This window comes from Streptomyces tailanensis, assembly GCF_008386495.1.
Taxonomy (GTDB): domain Bacteria; phylum Actinomycetota; class Actinomycetes; order Streptomycetales; family Streptomycetaceae; genus Streptomyces; species Streptomyces tailanensis.
In genome coordinates this window covers 14,815-38,571 of sequence record NZ_VTHJ01000012.1, presented here as the reverse complement: position 1 = coordinate 38,571, position 23,757 = coordinate 14,815, and the positions used below count along the sequence as shown (strand labels likewise).

The 23,757-nt window shown below is 70.6% G+C and carries 22 protein-coding genes and 3 pseudogenes; 12 read left to right on the top strand and 13 right to left on the bottom strand.

The window, feature by feature from the left end; all coding sequences use genetic code 11:
• Nucleotides 1-258: 258 nt before the first annotated feature.
• Nucleotides 259-1,641: an NsdA family TPR-like regulatory protein gene (locus F3T56_RS12195; protein ID WP_149824981.1), complete on the bottom strand. Its 1,383-nt coding sequence runs from the start codon at nt 1,639-1,641 to the stop codon at nt 259-261.
• 341 nt (nt 1,642-1,982) lie between these two features.
• Here F3T56_RS12195 and F3T56_RS12190 point away from each other — a divergent pair, with 341 nt between their 5' ends.
• Nucleotides 1,983-2,642: a bifunctional DNA primase/polymerase gene (locus F3T56_RS12190; protein ID WP_425473565.1), complete on the top strand. Its 660-nt coding sequence runs from the start codon at nt 1,983-1,985 to the stop codon at nt 2,640-2,642.
• A 127-nt stretch (nt 2,643-2,769) separates the two neighbouring features.
• Nucleotides 2,770-2,946: pseudogene (locus tag F3T56_RS12185) on the top strand (ABC transporter ATP-binding protein); the annotation flags it as partial.
• A 194-nt stretch (nt 2,947-3,140) separates the two neighbouring features.
• Here the strand turns inward: F3T56_RS12185 and F3T56_RS12180 are convergent.
• Both F3T56_RS12180 and F3T56_RS12175 read right to left on the bottom strand, forming a co-directional pair.
• Complete coding sequence (locus F3T56_RS12180; protein WP_149824980.1) at nt 3,141-4,058, bottom strand: alpha/beta fold hydrolase; 918 nt, start codon at nt 4,056-4,058, stop codon at nt 3,141-3,143.
• 656 nt (nt 4,059-4,714) lie between these two features.
• Nucleotides 4,715-5,407 carry an iron-dependent transcriptional repressor DtxR gene (locus F3T56_RS12175; RefSeq protein WP_149824978.1) on the bottom strand — a complete coding sequence of 231 codons (693 nt, stop codon included), beginning with the start codon at nt 5,405-5,407 and terminating at the stop codon, nt 4,715-4,717.
• A 436-nt stretch (nt 5,408-5,843) separates the two neighbouring features.
• Here F3T56_RS12175 and F3T56_RS12165 point away from each other — a divergent pair, with 436 nt between their 5' ends.
• A complete protein-coding gene (locus tag F3T56_RS12165; RefSeq protein ID WP_149824974.1) occupies nt 5,844-6,599 on the top strand; it encodes an SIS domain-containing protein in 756 nt (251 codons plus the stop codon).
• Nucleotides 6,600-6,624: 25 nt separating this feature from the next.
• Here F3T56_RS12165 and F3T56_RS12160 read toward each other — a convergent pair whose 3' ends face one another.
• Nucleotides 6,625-7,386, bottom strand: coding sequence for a GbsR/MarR family transcriptional regulator (locus F3T56_RS12160; protein WP_149824972.1), 762 nt, complete (start codon nt 7,384-7,386; stop codon nt 6,625-6,627).
• 256 nt (nt 7,387-7,642) lie between these two features.
• Here F3T56_RS12160 and F3T56_RS12155 point away from each other — a divergent pair, with 256 nt between their 5' ends.
• The 6 genes from F3T56_RS12155 (at nt 7,643) to F3T56_RS12130 (ending at nt 11,395) form a co-directional block, all read left to right on the top strand.
• Nucleotides 7,643-8,308, top strand: a complete 666-nt coding sequence (locus F3T56_RS12155; RefSeq protein WP_149824970.1) for a DUF4097 family beta strand repeat-containing protein — start codon at nt 7,643-7,645, stop codon at nt 8,306-8,308.
• Nucleotides 8,309-8,516: 208 nt separating this feature from the next.
• On the top strand, nt 8,517-9,980 hold the full coding sequence (locus F3T56_RS12150; protein WP_149824968.1) for a PAS domain-containing protein: 1,464 nt from the start codon (nt 8,517-8,519) through the stop codon (nt 9,978-9,980).
• 11 nt (nt 9,981-9,991) lie between these two features.
• On the top strand, nt 9,992-10,657 hold the full coding sequence (locus tag F3T56_RS12145; RefSeq protein ID WP_149824966.1) for a maltokinase N-terminal cap-like domain-containing protein: 666 nt from the start codon (nt 9,992-9,994) through the stop codon (nt 10,655-10,657).
• 32 nt (nt 10,658-10,689) lie between these two features.
• Nucleotides 10,690-10,917, top strand: coding sequence for a hypothetical protein (locus tag F3T56_RS12140; RefSeq protein ID WP_149824964.1), 228 nt, complete (start codon nt 10,690-10,692; stop codon nt 10,915-10,917).
• A 23-nt stretch (nt 10,918-10,940) separates the two neighbouring features.
• Complete coding sequence (locus F3T56_RS12135) at nt 10,941-11,147, top strand: hypothetical protein (protein ID WP_149824963.1); 207 nt, start codon at nt 10,941-10,943, stop codon at nt 11,145-11,147.
• Nucleotides 11,144-11,395: an LppU/SCO3897 family protein gene (locus tag F3T56_RS12130; protein ID WP_149824961.1), complete on the top strand. Its 252-nt coding sequence runs from the start codon at nt 11,144-11,146 to the stop codon at nt 11,393-11,395. The genes F3T56_RS12135 and F3T56_RS12130 overlap by 4 nt, the downstream gene beginning before the upstream one ends.
• Before the next feature lie 508 nt (nt 11,396-11,903).
• Here F3T56_RS12130 and F3T56_RS12125 read toward each other — a convergent pair.
• On the bottom strand, nt 11,904-12,110 hold the full coding sequence (locus F3T56_RS12125) for a hypothetical protein (protein WP_246203579.1): 207 nt from the start codon (nt 12,108-12,110) through the stop codon (nt 11,904-11,906).
• Between the two features lie 122 nt (nt 12,111-12,232).
• Between F3T56_RS12125 and F3T56_RS12120 the strand changes: the two are divergent.
• Together F3T56_RS12120 and F3T56_RS12115 are read left to right on the top strand one after the other, a co-directional pair.
• Nucleotides 12,233-13,054 (top strand): annotated as a pseudogene (locus tag F3T56_RS12120) (helix-turn-helix domain-containing protein).
• Between the two features lie 8 nt (nt 13,055-13,062).
• Nucleotides 13,063-13,308, top strand: coding sequence for a DUF397 domain-containing protein (locus F3T56_RS12115; RefSeq protein ID WP_149824958.1), 246 nt, complete (start codon nt 13,063-13,065; stop codon nt 13,306-13,308).
• 33 nt (nt 13,309-13,341) lie between these two features.
• Here the strand turns inward: F3T56_RS12115 and F3T56_RS12110 are convergent, their stop codons facing one another.
• Nucleotides 13,342-14,442: a citrate synthase 2 gene (locus F3T56_RS12110; RefSeq protein WP_149824956.1), complete on the bottom strand. Its 1,101-nt coding sequence runs from the start codon at nt 14,440-14,442 to the stop codon at nt 13,342-13,344.
• Nucleotides 14,443-14,637: 195 nt separating this feature from the next.
• Between F3T56_RS12110 and pdxH the strand changes: the two genes are divergently transcribed.
• Nucleotides 14,638-15,267, top strand: a complete 630-nt coding sequence (gene pdxH, locus F3T56_RS12105) for a pyridoxamine 5'-phosphate oxidase (RefSeq protein WP_172638913.1) — start codon at nt 14,638-14,640, stop codon at nt 15,265-15,267.
• Nucleotides 15,268-15,276: 9 nt separating this feature from the next.
• On the opposite strand, the gene F3T56_RS12100 is transcribed toward pdxH, so the two are convergent.
• From F3T56_RS12100 to F3T56_RS47710, 7 genes and pseudogenes are all read right to left on the bottom strand, one after another.
• The gene (locus tag F3T56_RS12100) at nt 15,277-15,897 is read right to left on the bottom strand and encodes a TetR/AcrR family transcriptional regulator (protein WP_149824954.1); all 621 of its coding nucleotides are present in this window, start codon (nt 15,895-15,897) and stop codon (nt 15,277-15,279) included.
• Nucleotides 15,885-16,622, bottom strand: coding sequence for an enoyl-CoA hydratase family protein (locus F3T56_RS12095; RefSeq protein WP_149824952.1), 738 nt, complete (start codon nt 16,620-16,622; stop codon nt 15,885-15,887). The genes F3T56_RS12100 and F3T56_RS12095 overlap by 13 nt, the downstream gene beginning before the upstream one ends.
• Nucleotides 16,623-16,644: 22 nt before the next feature.
• Nucleotides 16,645-18,172 (bottom strand): annotated as a pseudogene (locus tag F3T56_RS50050) (AMP-binding protein).
• A gap of 34 nt (nt 18,173-18,206) precedes the next feature.
• Nucleotides 18,207-19,343, bottom strand: a complete 1,137-nt coding sequence (locus F3T56_RS12080; RefSeq protein WP_149824950.1) for an acyl-CoA dehydrogenase family protein — start codon at nt 19,341-19,343, stop codon at nt 18,207-18,209.
• A gap of 82 nt (nt 19,344-19,425) precedes the next feature.
• Nucleotides 19,426-21,270, bottom strand: a complete 1,845-nt coding sequence (locus F3T56_RS12075) for an acetyl/propionyl/methylcrotonyl-CoA carboxylase subunit alpha (RefSeq protein WP_149824948.1) — start codon at nt 21,268-21,270, stop codon at nt 19,426-19,428.
• 47 nt (nt 21,271-21,317) lie between these two features.
• Nucleotides 21,318-22,925 (bottom strand): acyl-CoA carboxylase subunit beta, encoded by a 1,608-nt coding sequence (locus F3T56_RS12070; RefSeq protein ID WP_149824946.1) that lies wholly within the window; start codon nt 22,923-22,925, stop codon nt 21,318-21,320.
• On the bottom strand, nt 22,922-23,757 hold an 836-nt coding region (locus F3T56_RS47710; protein ID WP_149825165.1), incomplete at its 5' end, for an acyclic terpene utilization AtuA family protein. The genes F3T56_RS47710 and F3T56_RS12070, both read right to left, overlap by 4 nt.

Genomic DNA, 23,757 nt, shown 5'->3' with positions numbered 1-23,757 from the left:
AACAAGCAGGCCACCACCCGCGCCCGCACCCCTCAGGGCGCCGCACCACCCACGCCCCGCACGCCTCAGGGGCGCGGTACCCCAGCGATGTGCGGCTCCGCCGCGCGGGCGCGCCCAGCCACGAACCGCCCGCAGCCGTCGAACCACCCCGCCCCCCCAGGGGCGCGGGGAACTGCGCGACCAGCCACAACCCACCCGCAGCCGCCAAAACAACAGGCACCCCCGAGCCAATAGGCCCCCCTGCCCCGAGCGGAGCGACTACGCCGCCTGCAGATCCATCCGCGCCCCGAACTCCCTGACCACCGCCTCCTCCCCGAACGGCTCCAACCGCTGCTGGAAGTCCTCCAGGTACTCGGCCCCCCGATTCGACCGAAGCGACCCCAGCAGCTCCACGGCCTTCATCCCCGTCGCGCAGGCCTGCTCGACCTCCCTCTGCTGGACCTGCGCCGTGGCGAGCAGCACGTAGCCGATCGCCCGCCGCCGGGCCCGCGACTCGGGATGCTTGGCCAGCGACTCCTCGGCCCGCCGGGCCGCAGCCACCGCCTGCCCGAGATCCCGGTGGCAGTGCGCCAGCTCGTCGGCCAGATAGGCCTCGTCGAAGTGCTTGATCCACGCCGGGTCGTCCCCGGACGCCGGTTCCGCCGCCTCCAGCGCCTCCACGGCCCGCCCCGCCGCGTCCTGCGCGGCGCGCGCGTCGCCCATCAGCGCATGCCCGCGCGCCTCCGCGGCGTAGAACATGGACTCCGCACGCGGGGTCGCCCGCCCCCGCGCCCCTTCCTGCGCCGCGCGCGCCAGCTGCGAGATCTCGCGCGGGTTTCCGAGCTGCGCCGCGAGGTGGCTCATGGACGCGGCGAGCACATACCCGCCGTACGCGCGGTCGCCCGCGGCCTGCGCGAGCCGGAGCGCCTGGATGTAGTAGCGCTGGGCGAGCCCGGGCTGCCCGGTGTCGACGGCCATGTACCCGGCGAGCTCGGTCAGCCGGGCGACCGCGGCGAACAGCTCCCGCCCCACCGCCTCCCGGTACGACCCGGCCAGCAGCCCGGACACGACGCTGTTGAGATAGTGCACGACGACCGGCCGTACATGCCCACTGCCGTACTGGTGGTCGAGGTCGACGAGCGCCTGGGTCATCGCGCGTACGGCCGCCACGTCGGGCAGCCCCACCCGGGGCCCCGCCGAACGCGCCACCTGGGGGTCCGGCCCGGAGATCAGCCAGTCGCGGCTGGGCTCGACGAGCGCGGAGGCGGCGACGGACGACCCCGAGAGGAAGTCCCGCCGCCCCACATCGCTGCGCCACAGCTCGCAGACCTGCTCGATCGCCCCCAGTACCGTCGGCGAGAACTGGAGACCGACACCGGACGCGAGGTTCTTGCCGTTGGCCATGCCGATCTCGTCGATCGTGACCGTACGGCCCAGTTTGCGGCCCAGCGCCTCGGCGATGATCGCGGGCGCCCGGCCCCGCGGCTGCTGTCCACGCAACCAGCGCGCGACGGACGTCTTGTCGTAGCGCAGGTCGAGTCCGTGTTCCGCGCCGCACATGTTGACCCGCCGGGCGAGCCCCGCGTTCGAGCAGCCCGCTTCCTGGATGAGCGCCTGCAGTCGTTCGTTCGGCTGCCTGGCGACGAGCGGCCTTGCGGCCATGGCGTACCCCCTGTGGCTGTGGTGCCTTGCCCACGCACCGAGTTGACGTGTCTTCAGCGGCCGAATCGCGTGACACGCGGGTACCGAAAGCGCGTACCCGCGTATCGAAAGGATCCGGCCTCGAAGATCAATGCCCCGCCGACATACCGAAGATGCGAGACATGCCAGGATTGCCGGGGTAAACACGCATGCTGTACCCCACACGTGGCTACCCGGCTCATTCCGTGATCCCTCCCGCGCGCCCCCGCACATGCACCCATGCGCCCCGGCTCCGTTGACGATGCTCTCCCCCGCGCATGTGACTTCCGTAACCCCTGATGACCGCTAGAGTTGTGTTCATCGTGGAAGAGACCATCGCGGGCCCTGAAGCTGCCCACATCCCGAAGCAGCGTGGTGAAACGCTGCTGGACACCGCCGTTCGATACGCCGAAGAACGCCACTGGGACGTGTTTCCCGGCACCTGGCTGGAAGCCGTCGACGGGGTGCAGCACTGCTCCTGCGGCAATGCCGCGTGTGCCACCCCCGGCGCGCACCCGGCGCGCGAGGACTGGGCGTCCCAGGCGACAGGCAGTGCGACCGTCGCACGCCGTCTCTGGTCCAAGCAGCCGACCGCGTCGATCCTGCTGCCGACGGGGCGCACGTTCGACACGATCGATGTTCCCGAGACCGCGGGGCTGCTGGCGCTGGCCCGCATGGAGCGTATGGATCTGACGCTCGGGCCGGTGACCTGGACGCCGGACCGCCGTATGCAGTTCTTCGTGCTGCCGGGCGCGTCGGTCAAGGTGCCTGATCTGGTACGGAAGTTGGGCTGGTCGCCACTCGCGCTCGACCTCAAGGCGTTGGGTGAGGGCGAGTACGTGGCGGCTCCGCCGACGCGGTACGGGTCGCGCGGGGCCGTGCAGTGGGCCCGGCGGCCCACGCCCGCGAATCGGTGGCTGCCGGATGCGGAGGAATTGATCTCGCCGCTTGCGTATGCGTGCGGTAGGGATGGGCGCCGGTAGCGCTCCGGGTGGGGTGCTTCGGTCGGTTTCGCGGCTGCGGGTGGGTTGTGGTTGCTCGCGCAGTTCCCCGCGCTCCCAGGGAAACTGGGGGCACCCTTGACCGGAAGAAGCACCCGACATGAGTGGTGCACGGATCGGTGTCCCGCAGGAGGGGTTGCGGCTCTTCGAATGGCTGACGGGGCGTGAACTCCTCTCCTATACGGGGCGGTTGCGCGGGCTGCCCGGCGCCGAGGTCGACAGGTGGGCCGCTCAACTGCTGGACGTCCTCGACCTCGCGGGCGCCCAGCACAAGCTCGTCGTCGACTGTCGTCGCCCCCGCCTCGCCGCGCCCTGCCGTACGCCACGCTCGTCACCGCCCTGACCCACCGCGCTGCTCGGCGACTGGGTGCCCTGCCCGAGGTGCTCGGCCTCGCCTGGATCTCCATCTTCACGGGGTGCGGGCGGCGTGCGACTGGGACGGAACTGCCAGTCGCCGAGTGCCGACGGGGGTGCGGGCGGTCAGTGCGTGAAGCCGTCCAGGAACGGCTCTATCGCCGCGCGCCAGGCGTCGGGCTGGTCGTAGTGGACGAGGTGGCCGGCGTCGGCCACCTCGGCGTACTGGCCGTGGGGCAGGACGCGGACCATTTCCTGGGACTCGGCGCGGCCCAGTTCGCCGTCGAGGCCGCGGACGACGAGGGCGGGGCACCGGACCTGGGTGAGCTCCTCCCAATGCGCGTCGTACACCCAGGTCTCGCGGGTCGTGAGCATCTGCTCGGGGTCGAAGACGGGCCGCCAGCCGTCGGCGCTCTCCTGCATGACCTCGGCGTAGAACTCGCCCCGGGAGGGGTTCGGGCGCTCCACCCAGGGATCGTCCTCGCCGAACCACTTGCGGACGTCGGCGAGGGTGGCGAAGGGCAGCGGCCAGGCCTTGAACCAGCTCTCCCATTCGCGCTGCGAGGCGGCGCCCAGCGCCGAGGCCCGCATGTCGCAGATGACCAGACCCCGCACCAGGTCCGGGCGTTTGGCGGCCAGTTGCCACGCGGTCAGCGCGCCCATGGCGTGGCCGATGAGGACGACGGGGGCGAGGCCGAGCTGTTCGACGGCGGCCTCGGCGTCCTCGACGTAGGCCTCACGGGTGTACGCGGCCTGCTCGGGCTTCTCGCTCCGGCCGTGGCCGCGCTGGTCGAGCGCGACGGCGCGGTGCCGCTCGGAGAGCCAGCGGGCGGTGGGTGCCCAGTGCGAGGCGCGGCCCATGAGGCCGTGCAGTAACAGCACGCCCGGCCGCGGCGGGTTCTCGCCGAGCTCGTCCTGCGCCCTGTCCCCAGTCTTGTCCCCGGCCTTGTCCCCGGCCTTGTCCCCGGTCTTGGGCGGGTCGCCGTACTCCCAGGCAGCGAGACTTACGCCGCCCGCTCCGGTCACGTCGATGCGCCGCACCATTGGCACCCCCCACACTTCCGCTCGGACCGCTCGCTCCCGTCTCTCGCTCCCGCTTCGAGCCGGTCGGTCCACTCGTCCTGACCGCTGCCGTACCGCTGTTCTACTGCTGCCCCCGCGCCTGTTGTTACAGCGTGCCCGTCGATCGGCACGTGTATGGGATGTGCGCGTCAGTCGGGGCGGGGCACGCGACGCCACGTCCCATCCGACGACACGCCCCACACGTTATCGAACACATATTCGGAGATGCCGTTCTCGGCGACAACACCCCTCGTTCGAGTGACCCCCCTCAGGGATTGCACGCCGCCGCCGAGGGGAGATCTTCAACGGGAGGCGGACCACTCGGGGAAATCGGTCCGAGGGGGATGACCCTGGGAGCTCGGGGCTCCGGGTCAGCACAGGGGAGGACAGGCCCCGGCGCCACACGGCGCCGGGGCCCTCCTCATGTCCCCGGCCCTCATGTCCACGGCACATCCGCCCCGCCCCCTCCCCTACCGCCGCGAGACCTCCGTCTCGGGCGGCCAAGAGCCCCTCAGGTCATATGCCTCACGCGCAAGCCTCGCACGCGAACGGCGCGAGCGCTGCGATTCGGCGCACTGAATTCGGCGGAGCCCGCGTGCAGTTCGGGCGGCGTCCGCCGGTGGAGATCGGCGCCTGGCTCAGCGCTTGGCGACGAAGACGTGGGAGGCGACGTCTGCCTCCAGTTCCGCGGCCTCGCCGCCGCTGCCCACGAGGACGCCGCCCGCCGCCTCCGTCACGCTCACCACGGAGCCGGGCTGCACGCCCGCCCGCCGCAGCGTGTACATCAGCTGGGCGTCCGTCTGGATGGGCTCGCCGATACGGCGTACGACGACGGTCTTGCCCTCCGTGCCCGGGTCGAGGTCCGCCAGCGACACCATGCCCTCGTCCAGGAACGGGTCCGCGCCGTCCTTCTCGCCCAGCTCCTCCAGGCCCGGGATCGGGTTGCCGTACGGCGACTCGGTGGGGTGGCGCAGCAGTTCGAGCACGCGGCGCTCGACGGCCTCGCTCATCACGTGCTCCCAGCGGCACGCCTCCGCGTGGACCTGCTCCCACTCCAGGCCGATCACGTCGACGAGGAGGCACTCCGCGAGGCGATGCTTGCGCATCACGCGGGTCGCGAGGCGGCGGCCCTCCTCGGTGAACTCCAGGTGGCGGTCCGGGGCGACCGACACGAGGCCGTCGCGCTCCATGCGCGCGACCGTCTGGCTCACCGTGGGACCGCTCTGGTCGAGCCGTTCGGCGATCCGGGCGCGCATGGGGACCACGCCTTCCTCCTCCAGCTCGAGGATGGTGCGGAGATACATCTCCGTCGTGTCGATCAGTCCGGACATACGTGCCCCTCGATGAGATTCAGCCGGAGGCTTCCGATTTGGCCCACCGGCTTGCGCTGGCCCTGGACTCAATTCTTGCGCATCCGACTGACAAGCGTGCCGTTGCGGTGAAACGGCGGCGTTACGACGGCCGTGCGAGGCGGGTTTTCGCCCCCTCCGCCCCTACCCGTCCCTCCCCCCACTCCCGGCTTCGCTCGGGCGGGGGACCCCCATCCAGGGCTGCCGCCCCTTCGACCCCGCGGCGCGTTCGAGCTCGGTCGGATCGGTTCGTTGGCGGGTGCGGGTGAGTGGGGGCTTGTCGCGCCCGCGCGGCGGAGCCGCAAATCGGCACAGCCCCGCGCCCCTGACGGGGCGCGGCCCCATTGACACCCCACTGGTCCAGACCACTAACGTGATCCACGGCAGCGCTGGGCAACAATGGACGAAGGGTTCACGCATGAGCGACGACGCACCGGCTCGGCGGTTCCTGGACGCGGCGATCGGGCTGTTGGAGCGGGTGCGGGACGAGGAGGGTGAGGCGGTCGCCGCCGCTGGGAAGCTCGTCGCGGACACCGTCGTCGACGGCGGGCGGCTGTTCGCGTTCGGCGCCGGGCACTCCTCCCTCGCCGCACAGGATCTCGTCTACCGCGCCGGCGGCCTCGCGCTGATGAACCTGCTGGCCGTACCCGGCGTCGTGGGCGTCGACGTGACACCCGCGACGCTCGGCTCCGCCCTGGAACGGGTCGACGGCCTGGCGAGCGCCGTGCTCGACACGAGCCCCCTGCGCTCCGGCGACCTCCTGATCGTCGTCTCCCTCTCCGGCCGCAACGCCCTCCCCGTGGAGATGGCCGCGCACGCCCGCGAGCGGGGCGTACGGGTCATCGGCGTCACCTCCGTCGCGTACGCCACGGAGACGGAGTCCCGCCACTCCTCCGGCACCTTCCTCAAGGACCACTGCGACCTCGTCCTCGACTCCAAGATCGCGGTCGGCGACGCGGAACTCACCCACGACGCCGTCCCGGCTCCCTTCGCCCCCGCCTCCACCGTCGTCACCTCGGCCCTCCTCCAGGCGGTCATGGCCACCGCCGCCGCCTCCCTCGCCGACCGGGGCGTCGAACCGCCGCTGCTGCGCTCGGGGAACGTCGACGGCGGCCTCGACTGGAACGACCGGGTGATGCGGGAGTACGGCGACCGGATCTTCCACACCCGGTGACTGCCCCTTTGGCCAGGGCGGCCGCCTATCCGCGATCCGGGCTTGGCGCGGCGGTGCCGGTGTCGCCCGAGGTCGCTTCCGGTTTCGTGTAGAGGACCTCGCGGGCCTGCTCGGCGGCGCGGATGAGGCTCTCGCCGACGAAGTCGACGAAACGGGCGATGTTTTCGAGGCGGATGGCGGCCGGGGTGCCGGGGCCGAGGATGCCGACGCCCTGCCGTGCGGTCTCGACGAGTTGGGCGTGGGCCCGGGCGCTGGCGACCATCCCCTGGTACCAGACGTCGTCGTCGACGACGTAGCGCTCGCGGCGGCGTTCGTCGCGTTCCCTGCGGATGAGGCCCTTGCCCTCCAGGAACGTGACCGCCTTGGAGACGGACCCCGGGCTGACCTGGAGGCGCTGGACGAGTGCGGACGCGGTGAGGCTGCCCGCGTCGGTGGTGTAGAGGGCCGCCAGCACCCGGGCCGTCATCTTGGGCAGGCCCTGCTGCATGAAGAGGGTCGCGAACGTGTCCTCGTACTCACGCACGGCCTCGGAGTCACGCCCGTCGGCCTGCACGGGCGCCTGCGGCCCTCGGGGCGCTGCCTGCCCGCGCCGGCGGGTGCGGCGTTCGGTGGCGCGGTGGGCCAGGTCGGCGCGGTAGTCGGCGGGGCCGCCGTTGCGCATCACCTCCCGCGTGATGGTCGAGGTGGGGCGGTCGAGACGTCTGGCGATCTCCGCGTAGGCGAGCCCGTCGGCCACCCCCAGCGCGATCTGCCGGCGTTCCTGCTGGGTGAGCCTGCCTCCCGGCATCGCGGTCTCCCTTCGTACTTCCCTGTGCTTCCTCAGACGCCTCCAGCATAGCGTTCACTTTCCATCCATTGCAACGATCGAGTGGCTGTCGTTGCATTGAATGCAAACCCGTTGCAACGATTATATAGCCGCCACCTGCAATGATACAGATTCTTCGCAACGAACCTGTTGTCGCATCATGGAAAGCAACGTAGCTTTTCCGATGTCAGAAACAACGAAGCGCAGGAAGCGCAGAACGCAACAGGAGGAGAGCACGATGCAGAAGTTCACCACCCCCGCCCCGATCACCGCAGTCCTCGACATCCCCGCGGGCAACGTCCGGTTCATCGCCGCCGACCGCGCCGACACCACCGTCGAGGTCCTGCCGGCGAACGCCTCGAAGAGCCGCGACGTGAAGGTCGCGGAGGAGGCCAAGGTCACGTACAGCGACGGCGTCCTGCGGATCGGGGCTTCGGCGAAGAACCAGTACTTCGGCCCCTCCGGATCCGTCGAGGTGACGGTCCAGCTGCCCGCCGGTTCCCGGGTCGAGGTGAAGGCGGCCTACGCCGAACTCCGGGCCGTCGGACGGTTCGGCGACGTCGCCTTCGAGGGCGCGTGCGGCGCGGTCAAGCTCGACGAGGCGGAGAGCGTGCGCGTCACCACCTCCGGCGGTGACATCTCGGTCGGCCGGCTGGGCGGCCCCGCGGAGATCAGCACCGCGAAGGGCGACATCCGGATCACCGAGGCCGTGCGCGGCATGGTCGTACTGCGCACCCAGATGGGCGACGTGTCGGTCGGCGCCGCCGCCGGAGTCTCCGCCTCCCTGGACGCCGGCACCGGCTACGGCCGGATCCACAACGCGCTCAAGAACACCGACGGCGCCGCCGGCCTGACCATCCACGCGACCACCGACTACGGCAACATCGCCGCCCGCAGCCTCTGAAGGCGCCCCGACCATGACCTGCGCCGCCTCTCCAGGCGCGAGGGGCGGCAGGTCATCGCCGGACCGTCGGCGTACAACGATTTCGTCCAAATCTTGCGCGAACCAGATGTGGGCTGAGTCACGTTCGAGTTGAATGATGACGAGTGAGCGAACCGACGCGCCGTACATGCCGTACATGCGGACGCAACGCAGCCTGCAGGGGGTTCAGGTGAGTGCTTCCCGGCGTAGTGGGACCACCGACGAATTGGGGCCCGACGAGCCCGAGCGAGCCGGCCCGGAGGACAAGGACACCGAGAACACTGAGGGCAGTGTGAACAGTGTGGACAGTGTGGACCCGATGGACTCCGGTGGTTCCGACCTGCTCGCCGCCCTGCTGGACGGCATGGACGCCGCGCTGTGCGCCTTCGACGGCGACGGCGTCGTCACCCACTGGAACCGCGAGGCCGAGCGCATCCTGGGCTGGACGGCCGAGGAGGCCGTGGGACGGCGAGGCTTCGCCGGATGGGCCGTACGGACCGCCGACGCCGAGGAGGTCGAGGGCCGGCTGATGGCCGCCATGCGCGCCCCCGGACGCCAGGTCCACGAGTTCGCCCTCGTCACCAAGGACGGCGGGCGGGTGCTCGTACGGACCCAGTCCGCCGCCGTACGAGGGCCTGACGGCAAGCCCGCGGGCCTGTACTGCGCGTTCAGCGAAGTCCACGCCCAGATCGACCTCGAACGGTCCATCGCCCTCAGCGAGGCCCTCTTCGAGGACGCCTCCTGGGGAGTCGTCCTCGTCGACGCCGACCTGCGCCCCGCCGTCGTCAACGCGCACGCCGCCCGCGCCCTCGGCATCGGCCGTACGACCGTCCTCGGCCGCCCCCTCGGCGAACTGCTCGCCCAGGGCGTCGAGGAAGTGGAGAGCGCCCTCACCCACGTACTCGCCGAAGGCGCCCCGCCCGCACCCGCCGAGATCTGGGTCGGCGTCCGCACCCCCGACGGGGAGAAACGACGCTGCTGGCGCAGCGGCTTCCTCCGCCTCGCCTCACCCCTCGCCGAGGAACCCGTCCCGCTCGGCGTCGGCTGGCTCTTCCAGGACATCACCGAGGCCAAACAGAACGAACAGGAAGCCGCACTGCTCCGCTTCCGCGTCAACCAGCTCCACCGGGCCGCCCGCGCCGCCGCCGAGTGCGAGGACCCCGGCGAGGCCGCCACCGTCCACCTCGACTTCGCCCTCGCCGGCTTCGCCGACCACGCCCTCATCGACCGCGTCGCCGGCGGCTCCCTCACCGACGGCGAAGGCCCCGCCCGCCTCGTACGCGCCGCCGCCACCCCCGCCGGCTCCCCCGGCCCCAGCCGGCTCGCCGGCCACGCCGGCCTGCCCGTCCGCTACGGCCAGGGCCACCCCGCCCTGCAGTGCGTGGAGCGGGCGGGCTCGGTCCGCGCCAGCGCCGGGTCCGCGACCCCCGAGGCCGCTCGCGACTGGGCCACCGGCCGCCAATGGCCCCCGGACGCCGTCCACGCCCTGTGCACGGTCCTCCGCAGCCGCGGACGCACCCTCGGTGTCGTCACCTTCCTCCGCGGCGCCGGCCGCCCCCAGTTCGAACGCGCCGACGCGGTATACGCGGAGGACGTGGCCGTACGGATCGCCGCCGCGCTCGATCTTGAGGCGCTGGAGAGGTCGGCGGAGTAAGAATCTCCCCCATGGCTCACATCCACCAGACCACCATGAAGCCCACCAAGCTCGAACTCCTCACCACATGGCTGCCCACCCAGCCCTGGTACCGGGGCGGCCCCGGCGAACCCGAACTGACCAAGGCGGGCGGCTTCCGCCTCGACGACCCCGCGGGCGAGGTCGGCATCGAGTTCATGGTCACCACCGACACCTCCGCCCCCACCCCGGTCCACTACCTGGTCCCCCTCACCTACCGAGGCTCCCCGCTCGACGGCGCCGACCACGCCCTCATCGGTACCTCGGAACACGGCGTACTCGGCAAGCGCTGGGCCTACGACGGCGCCCACGACCCGGTCCTGATCACCCAGCTCCTCGCCCTGTTCGAGGGCCGCACCGAGGCCCAGCAGCAGAGCATCAGCGACACCCTGGACCACGAGGTCACCCGGTCTTATACGGGCTCCACTCCCCTGGACGCCCTCACCGTCGCCGCCGCGCAAGACGACAAGGACGGCACCGAACTGTCCGTGGCACCGGGCACGACCCTCCGCCTGAACCGGGTTCCGCAGCTCGCCCCGGACAGGCCAGTCGACCTTCCGGAGGGGGCGACAGGGCACGTCGCCGGCCACTGGGACCTGCCGGACGGCACCCGGGCCCGGGCGGTGTTCGCCGTGCTGCGTACGGGCCCTCGGATCTGAGGCAGACCGGAGTGACTACGGGAGGATTTTCTGTGAAGCGCGTCAAGCGTGTGCTGGGGGCCGTCGCCCTCACCGCGTCACTGGCGGTCGGGGGCGGCCTGGCCCTGGCCCCCGGTGCCACCGCCGCCACCGCCGCGGTCAACAGCGGCGCCTGCAGCGGCCACTACAGCAACGGCGACAACCGGGGCCCGAAGGTCACCTCCAACGCCGTCAACCTGCGCATCGGGCCCGGGTCCAAGTACCGCTCCAAGGGCTGCTGAACAAGGGCGACACGGCCTCCGGCGTGTGCTGGAGGACCAAGGCCGGCAAGACCTGGCTCTACGTGAAGCTTTCGAAGAAGGCCAAGAGCGGCCTGGTGAAGGGTACCCACGGCTGGGTCTACACCCAACCCCCGTACGGGCAGCCCCAGGCGCCGTACGGACACCCGCAACAGCCCCAGCCGCCGCGCGGCCCGCGCCCGCCGCAGCCGGGGGGTGCGTTGCGGGGTTGAAGGCCGCCGTGGTGGTCATCGCGGTGATCGGCGGTGTGGGCTGTTACGTGTGGGACTACAACACCAGCCCCACCGGCGGCAAGGCCGAGGCGGAGGCTTCGCAGTCCGCGCACAACCCGAATATCGGTGACTGCGTCAAGATCGAGGATCCCGAGGGCGATCCGCTGCCGACGGTCGTCGACTGTGACTCCGCCGAGGCCGAGTACAAGACGGGCGACAGGCTGAGCGGCGTCGGCAGCAAGGTCTGACCTTCGGCTCAGCCACAGAAATTCTCTCGGAAAATCGCTTGAGCCCCTCCACAGCACTTCTTAGGGTGGGCGGTACACGAGAGAGGAGGTGGTTCGGCAGATGTACAACAACCGGACGCGTGAGGTGGCTGCGGGCTAGCGGCCCGTCACCACATCCAGTGCGGTGCCGGACCAGCGCGTGCTGAGTGCGCAGCCGGCCCAATCTCAAGCAGTCACCCGACCCGCAGGCTCGCCGGTACGTCCGGCCGGCTTCTCCGCCCCTGGGGCGGAGGGACCCAGAGCCTGCGGGTCGTCTGCGTTTCAATCGCCCCAGCCCGACCGGCGACCGCCCCAACGGCCGCGCCCTCCAGGTCGTCCTGGGTGTTGCGTCGCCGCTGAGGTCACCCACCGCAGGGCACGACGCCACCCGGCGGGGCGACGATCACGGTGGCGGGGCGGGCGCAGCAGTGGCGGGTCGCGGGGTGAGCATTTCCGATCCACGCCGTGGTCGGAAGCCCGCTTCCAACCGCTACCAATCGTTTCCTTCCTCCCGGTCGGCATATTCCTCGGCGAGCCGAAGCCTGAGATCGGATTCCCAGTCCAGCGCCCACTGCCGCAATTCTGCGATCTCCCCCGGCCCCAGACCGTAGGCCTCGAACTCCGCTTCGTCGCGCGATCCCAGCTGCTCAAGTTCGGCTACGGAGTAGTAGCGGCACGCGGCATGCACGTCGATCACATCGCGGAGCAGCCCTCGATCACCGAGGGCCCGCACCTCTGACACCCGAACGGGGCACGACAACGAGGGCGTTGGGGACGGGAGAGCACGTGGCGCCGGGGAGCCATCCCACCGCACGGCAGATACGCCTGGGGGCGGAGCTGCGGAAGCTGCGCGAGGCCGCAGGAACGAAGGCCCGTGAGGCGGCGGCGTTCCTGAACACGACGTCGGGTCAGATGAGTCACGTGGAAGCGGGCATCGCGGCCGTCAGCGCGGAGCGCATCCGCCGCCTCGCCGGCCATTACGCCTGTACAGACGAGGCTTTCGTCGACGCGTTGGCGGCCATGGCCGGTGATCGCACACGCGCGGGTGGTGGGACGAGTACCGGGGAGTCCTGCCTCAGGTGAACCTGGACGTGGCCGAGGCGGAACACAATGCGACGTTCCTGCGCGAGATTGTCATCAACCGCGTCCCCGGCCTTCTTCAGACTGCGGATTACGCACGAGCGGTCTTCAGGTACATGCGCCCGGAGCTGTCCGAAGGGGAGCTCTCACCGAGGGTCGAGTACCGGTTGAGAAGGCGTGCCGTCATCGAGGGCGACGCCGCCATCCCGTACGAGACGATCGTCCACGAGTTCGCTCTGCGCGTGCGCGTGGCCGACCGTCAGGTGTCCCTCTCTCAACTCCGGTGGATTCTCGAACAGATCGAACAGGGTCACGTCACCGTTCGCGTCATTTCCACCGATCAGGACGGCTTCGCCGGTACTGGAGCTTCGATGGTGTACGCGGGTGGTCCTGTGCCCCAGCTGGACACCTGTTTCCGGGACGCGCCCACCGGGGTCGTGTTCATCGATGCAGAACCTCAGCTGAATCGGCTCCGAACACTCCTTCGTAAAGCCGGAGGAAGCATCACTGGACCCGACAGCGTCTCGGGACTTCATCCACCGTTTGACGAAGGAGCTGTGAGGCGCCGTATGAACCGGACCGTGCGCTGGCAGAAGTCGACGTTCTCCCATGGCGGCGAAGGAGACACCTGCGTCGAACTCGCCGCCACCCCCACCGCCTTCCACCTCCGCGAGAGCGACGACCCCACAATCCGCCTCACGACCACCCACACCCAAAGTCCGGCGCGCTCGCCGCTCGGACGTCCTCGCCGTAAGGAGCCACAGCGATTGGGCGTTCAGTCTCAGCGACACGCCGTGTCGGTGGCGTGTCGCTGAGACTCAGATGCCGATTGGTGACTGGCGGAGCGCTCAGCGGGCAATGTCGCCGTAGCCCTCGATCTCCCTCGGGTCGCGCGGCCCCGGGCCGATGTAGCGGGCCGATGGGCGGACCAGGCGGCCTGTGCGCTTCTGCTCCAGGATGTGGGCGGACCAGCCTGCTGTGCGGGCGCAGGTGAACATTGAGGTGAACATGTGGGCCGGGACCTCGGCGAAGTCGAGGACGATCGCGGCCCAGAATTCGACGTTTGTCGCCAGGACGCGGTCTGGGCGGCGGGCGTGGAGTTCTGCGAGGGCCGCCTTTTCCAGGGCTTCCGCCACCTCGAAGCGGGGGGCGCCGAGGTCTCGGGCGGTGCGGCGGAGGACTCGGGCTCGGGGGTCCTCGGCTCGGTAGACGCGGTGGCCGAAGCCCATGAGGCGTTCGCCCTTGTCCAGGGCTCGCTTGACGTACGCGTCGGCGTCGCCGGTGCGTTCGATCTCCTCGATCATGCCGAGGACTCGGGAGGGGGCGCCGCCGTGCAGGGGGCCGGACATCGCTCCTACGGCTCCCGACAGTGCCGCCGCCACGTCCGCGCCCGTCGACGCGATCACCCTCGCCGTGAATGTGGACGCGTTCATGCCGTGTTCGGCTGCCGAAGTCCAGTACGCGTCCACCGCCGCCACGTGCTTCGGGTCCGGTTCGCCGCGCCAGCGGATCATGAAGCGTTCGACTACGGACTGGGCCTTGTCGATCTCGCGCTGGGGGACCATGGGCAGGCCCTGGCCGCGGGCGGACTGGGCGACGTAGGAGAGGGCCATGACGGCGGCGCGGGCGAGGTCGGCGCGGGCCTGTTCCTCGTCGATATCGAGGAGCGGTTTGAGGCCCCAGACCGGGGCGAGCATGGCCAGGGCCGACTGGACGTCGACTCGGATGTCACCCGAGTGGACGGGGATCGGGAACGGTTCGGCGGGGGGCAGGCCGGGGCGGAAGGCGCCGTCGACGAGGAGGCCCCAGACGTTGCCGAAGGAGACGTGGCCGACCAGGTCCTCGATGTCGACGCCCCGGTATCGCAGGGCGCCGCCCTCCTTGTCCGGTTCGGCGATCTCCGTCTCGAACGCGACGACTCCTTCGAGTCCGGGTACGAAGTCGGACATCAGGCGGCTCCTCTTGATGCGTACGACTGGTGGGTGCGTGCGACTGGTGGATGCGTACCTTACGCCTGAGTGCCAGGTTTGGGGAGAGTCCGCGGCACTCAGTGCCACCAGACTCCCCGTCGGCCGTCGATACGGCAAGATGACCACGTGAATGATCCCGGTCTCGAACCCGTGCCCGTTCCCGATCCCGCTCTCATGCGCAAGCAGTACCGGGCCGACGGGCTCGACGAGAGCGAGCTGGCCGGGGATCCGATGGCGCAGTTCGGGCGGTGGTTCCGGGAGGCCGCGCAGGAGGGCGCGGTCTTCGAGCCGAACGCCATGGTCGTGTCGACCGCCGACGCCGAGGGCCGGCCCAGCTCCCGTACGGTGCTGATGAAGGCGTACGACGAGCAGGGCTTCGTCTTCTACACGAACTACGACTCCCGCAAGGCCCTCGACCTCGCCGAGAACCCGTACGTCTCGCTGCTCTTCCCGTGGCATGCGATCGCCCGGCAGGTGATCGTGAGCGGTACGGCCCGGCGGACCGGGCGGGACGAGACGGCGGCATACTTCCGTACGCGGCCGCATGGTTCGCAGCTGGGCGCGTGGGCCAGCGTGCAGTCGTCCATCATTTACTCGCGGGCCGAACTGGACGCCGCCTACGAGGAGTTGAACGCCCGCTATCCGGAGGGCGAGCAGGTGCCGGTGCCGCCGAACTGGGGTGGGTTCCGGGTGGCGCCGCAGAGTGTGGAGTTCTGGCAGGGGCGGTACAACCGGCTGCACGACCGGTTGCGGTATGTGGCGGAGCCGGACGGGTCGTGGCGGGTGGAGCGGCTCAGTCCGTAGACGTGTGGCTCAGCCCAGGGCCTCGTCCAGCAGGGCCGCCCACTGGGCTACGACCTTGTCGCGGCGGCCCGTGTCGTCGGTGAGGAGGTTGGCGAGGCCCAGGCCGCGGGCCATGTCGAGCATGCCCTGGACGGTTTCGCGGACGCCGGGGCGGGTCTCGTCGGCGCCGAGGAGTTCGACGGCGATGCGGTGGGTCTCGCGGCCGACGTGGGCCTCCAGTTCGGTGACCCGGCCTCGGAGCTGGTCCTCGTTGGAGGCGGCGACCCAGAGGTGGAGGGCGGCGCGGAAGAGGGGGCCGGTGTAGAGGTCGACGAGTGCGGCGACGACGGCCCGGCGGTCGGGGGCGCCGTCGGGGGCGCCTTCCTTGAACAGGGCGCGCAGGGCGGTGGAGCGCTCTTCGGCTACGTACTCGACGGCCGCGGTGAACAGGTCCTCGCGCGTGCGGAAGTGGTGTTGCGCGGCGCCTCGGGAGACTCCGGCGCGTTCGGCGACGACGGAGACGGTGGAACCCGCCCAGCCGTGTTCGGCGAGGCAGGCCACGGCGGCTTGCAGGAGCCGCTGCCGGGTGGCCCGGCTGCGGTCCTGTTTCGGAGCGGCGGCGTTGAATCCGGCCGTGCTCACAACACCCATCCCGGTTCCCGTCTTTCGAGGAAGGCCGTCATGCCCTCGCGGGCGTCGGCGGAGGCGAACAGCCGGGACGAGAGGCGGGTCAGTTCGCCCGCGTCCTGGTCGAAGTTCTCCAGCACCTTAGCTGTGAGCAGGTGTTTCGTCTCTGCCAGGGCTCTCGGGGAGGCTCGGCGCAGTCCGTCGAGGACGGGTTCGAGTACGTCGTCGACGTCGGCGCCGGTGGTGGTGAGGAGGCCGATGCGGGCGGCTTCGGCGGGGCCGAACTCCTCGCCGGTGAGGCAGTAGCGAGCGAGGGCGCGGGGGTCCGTACGGAGGCGGAGGGTGAGGGAGATGACGGCGGGGGCGACGCCGATGCGGACCTCGGTGAAGGCGAAGGTGGCCTCGGGGCCGGCGGCGGTGATGTCGCAGGTCCCGAGCAGTCCGAGGCCGCCCGCACGGACGTGGCCGGTGACGCGGGCGACGACGGGTTTGCGCAGTTCGATGAGCTGCCGGAGCAGCTTGACCAGGGCTTTCGGGTCGGGCGGGTCGCGCAGATCGGCGCCGGCGCAGAACGTGTTGCCGGTGTGGGTGAGGACGACCGCCCGTACGGTGCCGTCCCGGCCGCACTCCGTGACGGCGTCGCGCAGCTCGCTCACCAGGGTGGCGGAGATCGCGTTGCGGTTGGCCGGGGAGTCGAGGGTGAGGGTGGCGATGCCCCGGTCGTGGGCGTGCTGGATCAGTTTGTTCACACGTGCTCCCGTAGCGGATGGCTCATAGGCGCTCCCGGAGTTCGCGGCGGAGGATCTTGCCGGAGGCCGCGCGAGGGACGGCGGCGATGAAGGTGACGTGGCGGACGCGTTTGTACGGGGCGACGCGTTCGGCGACGTACATCATGACCTCGCCCTCGGAGAGGTCGGGGGCGGTGGGGTGGCGGACGACGAAGGCGTGCGGGACCTCGTTGCCGTCGTCGTTGTAGTGGCCGATGACGGCGGCGTCGGCGATGCCCGGGTGGGTGGTCAGGAGGGCTTCGAGTTCGGCGGGGGCGACCTGGAAGCCCTTGTATTTGATGAGTTCCTTGACGCGGTCGACGACGTGGAGCCAGCCGTCGGCGTCGCAGTACGCCACGTCCCCGGTGTACAGCCAGCCGTCGGCGTCGATCATGTCGGCGGTGGCCTGCGGGCGGCCCAGGTAGCCCTTCATGACCTGGGGGCCGCGGATGACGACCTCGCCCGGCTCGCCGACGGGGACGTCCTTGTCGGGGTCGTCGAGGGAGACGATCCGCATCTCGGTGCTCGCGATGAGCTTGCCTACGGTGCCGGGGGGCGCGTCGGCGGCCTGGGCGAGGGGCACCAGGTGGGAGCAGGGGGAGAGTTCGGTCATGCCGTAGCCCTGGACGACGGGCGGCAGGCCGAGGCGGGCGCAGCAGGCGGCGGCGAGTTTCGCGTCCAGGGGTGCGGCGGCGGAGAGGATGTGCCGGACCGTGGAGAGGTCGTAGCGGTCGGCGGCCGGGTGCTTGGCCAGGGCGAGGAGGATCGGCGGGGCGACGTAGAGGGCGGTGATGCGGTGGTCTGGATGGCCGTGGGGAAGGGCTCCGGGTCGAAGCGGGGCAGGACGGCGGAAGCGCCCCGCCGAGGCGGGGCGTTCACGCGGGCGGTGAGGCCGTAGATTTGGCATCCTCCCCCTCCGTGGAGAGGGATTCCAACCCACCTGGGTTGGGGTTCACGGACGTTCGAGCGGCTGGTGACCGCTGACATCCCCCCGGCACCGGCTGACCGCCAGGGGCGGGAGATACCCGCCCTACCCTGCCGCGACGTCCCAGTGCGACAGTCCCAAACCGGCGTGCGACGCCCGCGGCGCACGCCATGCTTCCTGAGACGTTCAGCCGATCGGTGATCACCCGGCCGCCCACGCGTTCGGCGGCGGCACGGGCGGTGTCGAGGAGGGGGGACACGGTGACGATCCAGCTCACCCCCGAGTCCCGCAGCTGGGTGGCCAGCTCGCCCGGGGTGGCCAGCGGGTGGACGGTGGCGCCCGCGCGGGTGGCCGCGTAGAACGCCGTCGGGTAGGCGATCGTGTTGGGGCTGTGCAGGGCGAGCACATCGCCCTTGCGTACGCCGGCGTCGGCGAACGCGGCGGCGAGCCGTCGGTGGAAGCGGTCCACCTGTTCGTACGTGAGGGTCGTGCCGTCGATGCCGTCGATCAGCGCGGGCAGGTCGCCGAACTCGGCGGCGTGGCCCAGTACGGCGTCGTGGATGGGGAGTTCGACGGGTGGGGCGTCTGCGTACTCGCTGCGGAACATGGTTCCTCCTCGCGCCACACGGTGCCGGTGCCGCTCAGTACGACTTGGGCAGGCCCAGGGTCTGGTGGGAGACGTAGTTGAGAATCATCTCCCGGCTCACCGGCGCGATACGAGACACGCGCGCGGCCGTTATCAGCGAGGCGAGCCCGAACTCGCTCGTGAGGCCGTTGCCGCCGAGGGTGTGCACGGCCTGGTCGACGGCCTTCACGCAGGCCTCCCCCGCCGCGTACTTGGCCATGTTCGCCGCCTCGCCCGCCGCCGCGTCGTCCCCGGCGTCGTAGAGATACGCCGCCTTCTGCATCATCAGGCGGGCCAGTTCGAGTTCGATGTGGGACTGGGCTAGAGGGTGCGCGATGGCCTGGTGGGCGCCGATGGGGGTGTTCCATACGGTGCGGTCGCGGGCGTAGGTGATCGCCTGCGCGAGCGCGTACCGGCCCATGCCGATCGCGAACGCCGCCGTCATGATGCGTTCGGGGTTGAGGCCGGCGAAGAGCTGGAGGAGGCCGGCGTTCTCGTCCCCCACCAGGGCTTCGGCGGGGAGCCGTACGTCGTCGAGGGTCAGCTCGAACTGCTTCTCCGTGACCTTGAGTTCCATGGGGATCTGGCGGTACTCGAAGCCGGGGGTGTCGCGGGGGACTATGAAGAGGCAGGGCTTGAGGGTGCCGGTGCGGGCGTCTTCCGTGCGGCTGACTATGAGGGTCGCGTCTGCTTTGTCCACGCCGGAGATGAAGACCTTGCGGCCGGTGAGTAGCCAGTCTCCGGATTCGTCCCTGCGGGCCGTGGTCGTGATGCGGTGGCTGTTGGAGCCGGCGTCGGGTTCTGTGATGCCGAAGGCCATGGTTCGGGTGCCGTCCGCCAGGGCGGGGAGCCACTCTTGTTTTTGGGTGTCCGTGCCGAAGCGGGCGATCACTGTGCCGCAGATTGCCGGGGAGACGACCATCATGAGGAGGGGGCAGCCTGCGGCGCCGAGTTCTTCGAGGACGATGGAGAGTTCGGTGATGCCGCCGCCTCCGCCTCCGTGTGCCTCCGGCAGGTTGACGCCTAGGTAGCCGAGCTCGGCTGCGTCGTTCCAGAGTTGGTCGGGGTTGAAGTTGCGGCCGTGGTGTCTGCCCAGGGTGGATACGGCTTCTCGTAGGGACTTGTGCTCTTCGGATTCGAGGGTGGGGGGCATCAGGGCTCCTTGCCGGGTGCGGGTGGTTTGTGGCTGGTCGCGCTCACGCGGCGGAGCCGCATATTGATACAGCCCCGTGCCCCTAACTTGGCTGCACCACGGCTAGCAGCATGCCCGGCTCCACCTGTTGGCCAGGTACTACGTGCAGTGCGCTCAGCATGCCCGTCATCGGGGCTGTGATCTTGTGTTCCATCTTCATTGCCTCCAGCCAGAGGAGGGGGAATCCGGCCTCTACCGGGGTGCCCGGTTTCAGGTGCTCGGCCACTCGTACGACCGTGCCCGGCATGGGGGCCAGTAGGGAGCCCGGTGTGTGCTGGGTGGTGGGGTCGGGGAAGCGGGGCAGGGCGGTGAGGGCCGTGGTGTTGACGTGGATCTGGTCGCCGTAGCGGGCGATCTCGAACTTCCTTCGTATGCCGCCTGCTTCGAGGACGACGAGGTGCGCGGTGGCCTGCACGACCGTCACCCCGTCCGCCTCCAGCCCGGTTCGTGTGTGCCGGTAGTGGACCTCCCGGTCCTCGCCCGCCATCGCGTACCGCTTGGTCTGCGGTTGTGAGGGGACGTTGCGCCAGCCACCGAAGCGGGAGCGGCCGGCCGCGTCCGAGAGGGCTGCCGCCAGGGGGGCGTACGGGTCGGGGGCGGGGGTCGTCAGGTCGGTGAGGTGGCGGTCGTAGAAAGCCGTGTTCATGCGGGCCGTCGTGAACTCGGGGTGGCGCAGGGAGCGGACGAGGAGGTCTCGGTTGGTGGTCGGGCCGTGGAGCGTCGCCTTCTCCAGGGCACCCGCGAGTTTGCGGAGCGCCTCGGCGCGGGTGGGGGCGTGGGCGATGACCTTGGCGAGCATGGGGTCGTAGTGGATGCCGATGGTGTCGCCGTCGGTGTAGCCCGTGTCCAGGCGTACCGCCGAGGGGAGCGCCAGGCGGTGCAGGGTGCCTGTTTGTGGGGCCCAGTCGCGGGATGGGTCCTCGGCGTAGAGGCGGGCCTCGATGGCGTGGCCACGCGCGCGTGGGGGGTCGATGGGCAGGGCGTGGCCCTCGGCGATCCGGATCTGTTGCGCGACCAGATCGATGCCGAAGACCGTCTCCGTCACCGGGTGTTCGACCTGGAGGCGGGTGTTCATCTCCAGGAAGTGGGCCTTGTCGTCGTCGGCGACGAGGAACTCGACCGTGCCGACGCCGACGTAGTCGACGGCGCGGGCCGCGCGTTTGGACAGCGTGCGCAGCTCCTCCGCGAGCTCTTCCGAGAGGCCGGGTGCCGGGGACTCCTCGATGACCTTCTGGTGGCGGCGTTGGAGGGAGCAGTCGCGGGTGCCGAGGGCCCAGACGGTGCCGTGGGTGTCGGCGAGGATCTGGACCTCGATGTGGCGGCCGTGCTCGACGTACGGCTCGACGAATACCTCGCCGTCGCCGAAGGCGCTCAGGGCTTCGGCGCGGGCTGCCTCCAGGGCGGCGCTCAGCTCCTTGAGGTGGCGTACTACGCGCATGCCGCGCCCTCCGCCGCCCGCGGCCGCCTTCACCAGCACCGGTAGGTCGGCCTCCGTCACCTCCCCGAGGGGCGGGAGCCCCATGAGCGCCTTCGCGCGCGTCTTGGACGCCATCGCCTCGATGGCCTCCGGGGGCGGACCGATCCAGGTGAGGCCCGCGTCGAGGACCGCGCGGGCGAAGTCGGCGTTCTCGGAGAGGAAGCCGTAGCCGGGGTGGACGGCGTCGGCGCCGGCGGCGAGGGCCGCCTTCACGATCAGGTCGCCGCGGAGATACGTGTCCGCGGGGGCGGCGCCCGGCAGTCGTACCGTCGCGTCGGCCACGCGCGCGTGGAGGGCGTTTTCGTCGGCGTCGGAGTGCACGGCGACGGTTTGGATTCCCCACTCATGGCACGTGCGGAAGATACGGCAGGCGATCTCGCCCCGGTTGGCGACGAGGAGTGTCGAAATCATGTGGTCCCTCACGTTCCTCACATCCACCATCCTCACGTCCACATTCCTCACATCCGGAAGACGCCGAAGCCGCCGCGCGCGCCCTCGTAGGGCGCCGTGTGGATCGCGGACAGGCACAGGCCGAGGACGGTGCGGGTGTCGCGCGGGTCGATGACCCCGTCGTCGTACAGCCGTCCGGACAGGAACATGGGGAGCGACTCGGACTCGATCTGCTGCTCCACCATCGCGCGCAGGGCGGCGTCTGTGTTCTCGGCGGTCTCGTCGTACGGCCTGCCCTTCGCGGTCGCCGACTGCCGGGCGACGATGGACAGGACCCCGGCGAGCTGCTGCGGACCCATGACGGCCGACTTGGCGCTCGGCCAGGCGAAGAGGAAGCGGGGATCGTAGGCGCGGCCGCACATGCCGTAGTGGCCGGCGCCGTACGAGGCGCCCATGAGGACGGAGAGGTGCGGGACCTTCGAGTTGCTGACGGCATTGATCACCATCGCGCCGTGCTTGATGATGCCGCCCTGCTCGTAGTCCTTCCCGACCATGTAGCCGGTGGTGTTGTGCAGGAAGAGGAGCGGGATGTCGCGTTGGTTGGCCAGCTGGATGAACTGGGCGGCCTTCTGTGACTCCTCGCTGAACAGCACCCCCTGGGCGTTGGCCAGGATGCCGACGGGGTAACCGTAGAGGGTCGCCCAGCCGGTGGTGAGGCTGGTGCCGTAGAGGGGCTTGAACTCGTCGTAGTCGGAGGCGTCGACGACGCGGGCGATGACCTCGCGGGGGTCGAAGGGGGCCTTCAGGTCGCCGGGGACGATGCCGAGGAGTTCGTCGCCTGAGTACTTCGGAGGCTCGGCGGGGCCCGGATCCTCGTACGCCTTGCGGTGGTTGAGGCGGGCGACGATGCGGCGGGCCTGTCTGATGGCGTCCGGCTCGTCGACGGCGAAGTGGTCCGCGAGGCCCGACACGCGCGCGTGCATCTCGGCGCCGCCCAGCGACTCGTCGTCGCTCTCCTCCCCCGTGGCCATCTTCACCAGGGGCGGGCCGCCGAGGAACACCTTCGCCCGCTCCTTGACCATGATCACGTGGTCGGACATGCCGGGGACGTACGCGCCGCCGGCGGTGGAGTTGCCGAAGACGACGGCGGTGGTCGGGATTCCGGCGGCGGAGAGCCGGGTGAGGTCGCGGAAGATCGCGCCGCCAGGGATGAAGATCTCCTTCTGGGAGGGGAGGTCCGCCCCGCCGGACTCGACGAGGCTGATGCAGGGCAGGCGGTTGGCGAGCGCGATGTCGTTCGCGCGGAGGGCTTTCTTCAGGCTCCAGGGGTTGCTCGCGCCGCCGCGTACGGTCGGGTCGTTGGCCGTGATCAGGCACTCGACGCCCTCGACGACCCCGATGCCGGTGACGAGGGACGCGCCCACCGTGTACTCGCTGCCCCAGGCCGCGAGCGGGGACAGCTCCAGGAAGGGGGTGTCGGGGTCGAGGAGCAGTTCGATGCGCTCGCGGGCGAGCAGCTTGCCGCGTTCGCGGTGCCGTTCGATGTACTTCTCGCCGCCGCCCGCCAGGGCCTTCGCGTGTTCGGCGTCGAGTTCGGCGAGCTTGGCGAGCATGACCTCGCGGTTCGCCGTGTGGTCGGGGGCGTGGGGGTCGAGGGTGGAGGTGAGGACCGTCAAAGGAGGATCTCCGGGATGTCCAGGTGGCGGGAGCGGAGCCACTCGCCGAGGGCCTTGGCCTGAGGGTCGAAACGGGCCTGCGAGGCGACGCCGTCGCCGAGGATGCCGTCGACGACGAAGTTGAGGGCGCGGAGGTTGGGCAGCGGGTGCCGAGTGAGTTTCAGCTGACGACATTCAGGTATCAACTGTTGAAATCTGTCAGCCGTCAGCTCACGGGCGAGCCAGCGCCAGGCGTCATCCGTGCGCACCCAGACACCGACGTTGGCGTTCCCACCCTTGTCCCCGCTGCGGGCACCCGCGATGAGGCCGAGGGGAGCACGTGTCGTGGGCCCCGGTGGCAGCGGCTCCGGAAGGGGCGGCTCCGGCACATCGTCGAGTACGGCCGTATCGTGGGCCGGCGGCACAGGAACCCGCCGCCCGTCGTGGAGGACGGCCACCTGGTCCACGGCCCCTTGGTCGACGTACGCGGCCTCGAAGACGCCGTAGGGCGCGGCCTTTCCTGGCGGTGCGAGTACGTGGAAGCCGGGGTAGCTCGCGAGGGCCAGTTCGACGGCGGCTCCGGCGAGGGACCGTCCCACTGTCTCCGGGTCCGGGTCGCGTACGACGAGGTGGAGCAGGGCGGCGGCGGTCTCCTCGGTGGGGGCGTCGGGGTGGTCGGTGCGGGCGAGGTCCCAACGGACGTCAGCGGGCGGGGACTTGGCGAGTGCCTCCGCCATCTGCTGCTGTACGAGGGCGGCCTTGGCCTCGATGTCGAGGCCGGTGAGGACGAAGGTGACCTCGTTGCGGTAGCCGCCGAGGCGGTTGAGGCCGATCTTGAGGGTGGGGGGCGGGG

Excerpts from the sequence above, each read along its gene's own strand:
- F3T56_RS12145 (WP_149824966.1), top strand. The coding sequence starts at position 9,992 with ATGGCTCACATCCACCAGACCACCATGAAGCCCACCAAGCTCGAACTC.
- F3T56_RS12100 (WP_149824954.1), bottom strand. The coding sequence starts at position 15,897 with ATGGGTGTTGTGAGCACGGCCGGATTCAACGCCGCCGCTCCGAAACAG.
- F3T56_RS12115 (WP_149824958.1), top strand. The coding sequence starts at position 13,063 with ATGAACCGGACCGTGCGCTGGCAGAAGTCGACGTTCTCCCATGGCGGC.
- F3T56_RS12080 (WP_149824950.1), bottom strand. The coding sequence starts at position 19,343 with ATGCCCCCCACCCTCGAATCCGAAGAGCACAAGTCCCTACGAGAAGCC.
- F3T56_RS12180 (WP_149824980.1), bottom strand. The coding sequence starts at position 4,058 with ATGGTGCGGCGCATCGACGTGACCGGAGCGGGCGGCGTAAGTCTCGCT.
- F3T56_RS12160 (WP_149824972.1), bottom strand. The coding sequence starts at position 7,386 with ATGCCGGGAGGCAGGCTCACCCAGCAGGAACGCCGGCAGATCGCGCTG.
- F3T56_RS12165 (WP_149824974.1), top strand. The coding sequence starts at position 5,844 with ATGAGCGACGACGCACCGGCTCGGCGGTTCCTGGACGCGGCGATCGGG.
- F3T56_RS12195 (WP_149824981.1), bottom strand. The coding sequence starts at position 1,641 with ATGGCCGCAAGGCCGCTCGTCGCCAGGCAGCCGAACGAACGACTGCAG.
- F3T56_RS12075 (WP_149824948.1), bottom strand. The coding sequence starts at position 21,270 with ATGATTTCGACACTCCTCGTCGCCAACCGGGGCGAGATCGCCTGCCGT.
- pdxH (WP_172638913.1), top strand. The coding sequence starts at position 14,638 with ATGCGCAAGCAGTACCGGGCCGACGGGCTCGACGAGAGCGAGCTGGCC.
- F3T56_RS12175 (WP_149824978.1), bottom strand. The coding sequence starts at position 5,407 with ATGTCCGGACTGATCGACACGACGGAGATGTATCTCCGCACCATCCTC.
- F3T56_RS12155 (WP_149824970.1), top strand. The coding sequence starts at position 7,643 with ATGCAGAAGTTCACCACCCCCGCCCCGATCACCGCAGTCCTCGACATC.
- F3T56_RS12110 (WP_149824956.1), bottom strand. The coding sequence starts at position 14,442 with ATGTCCGACTTCGTACCCGGACTCGAAGGAGTCGTCGCGTTCGAGACG.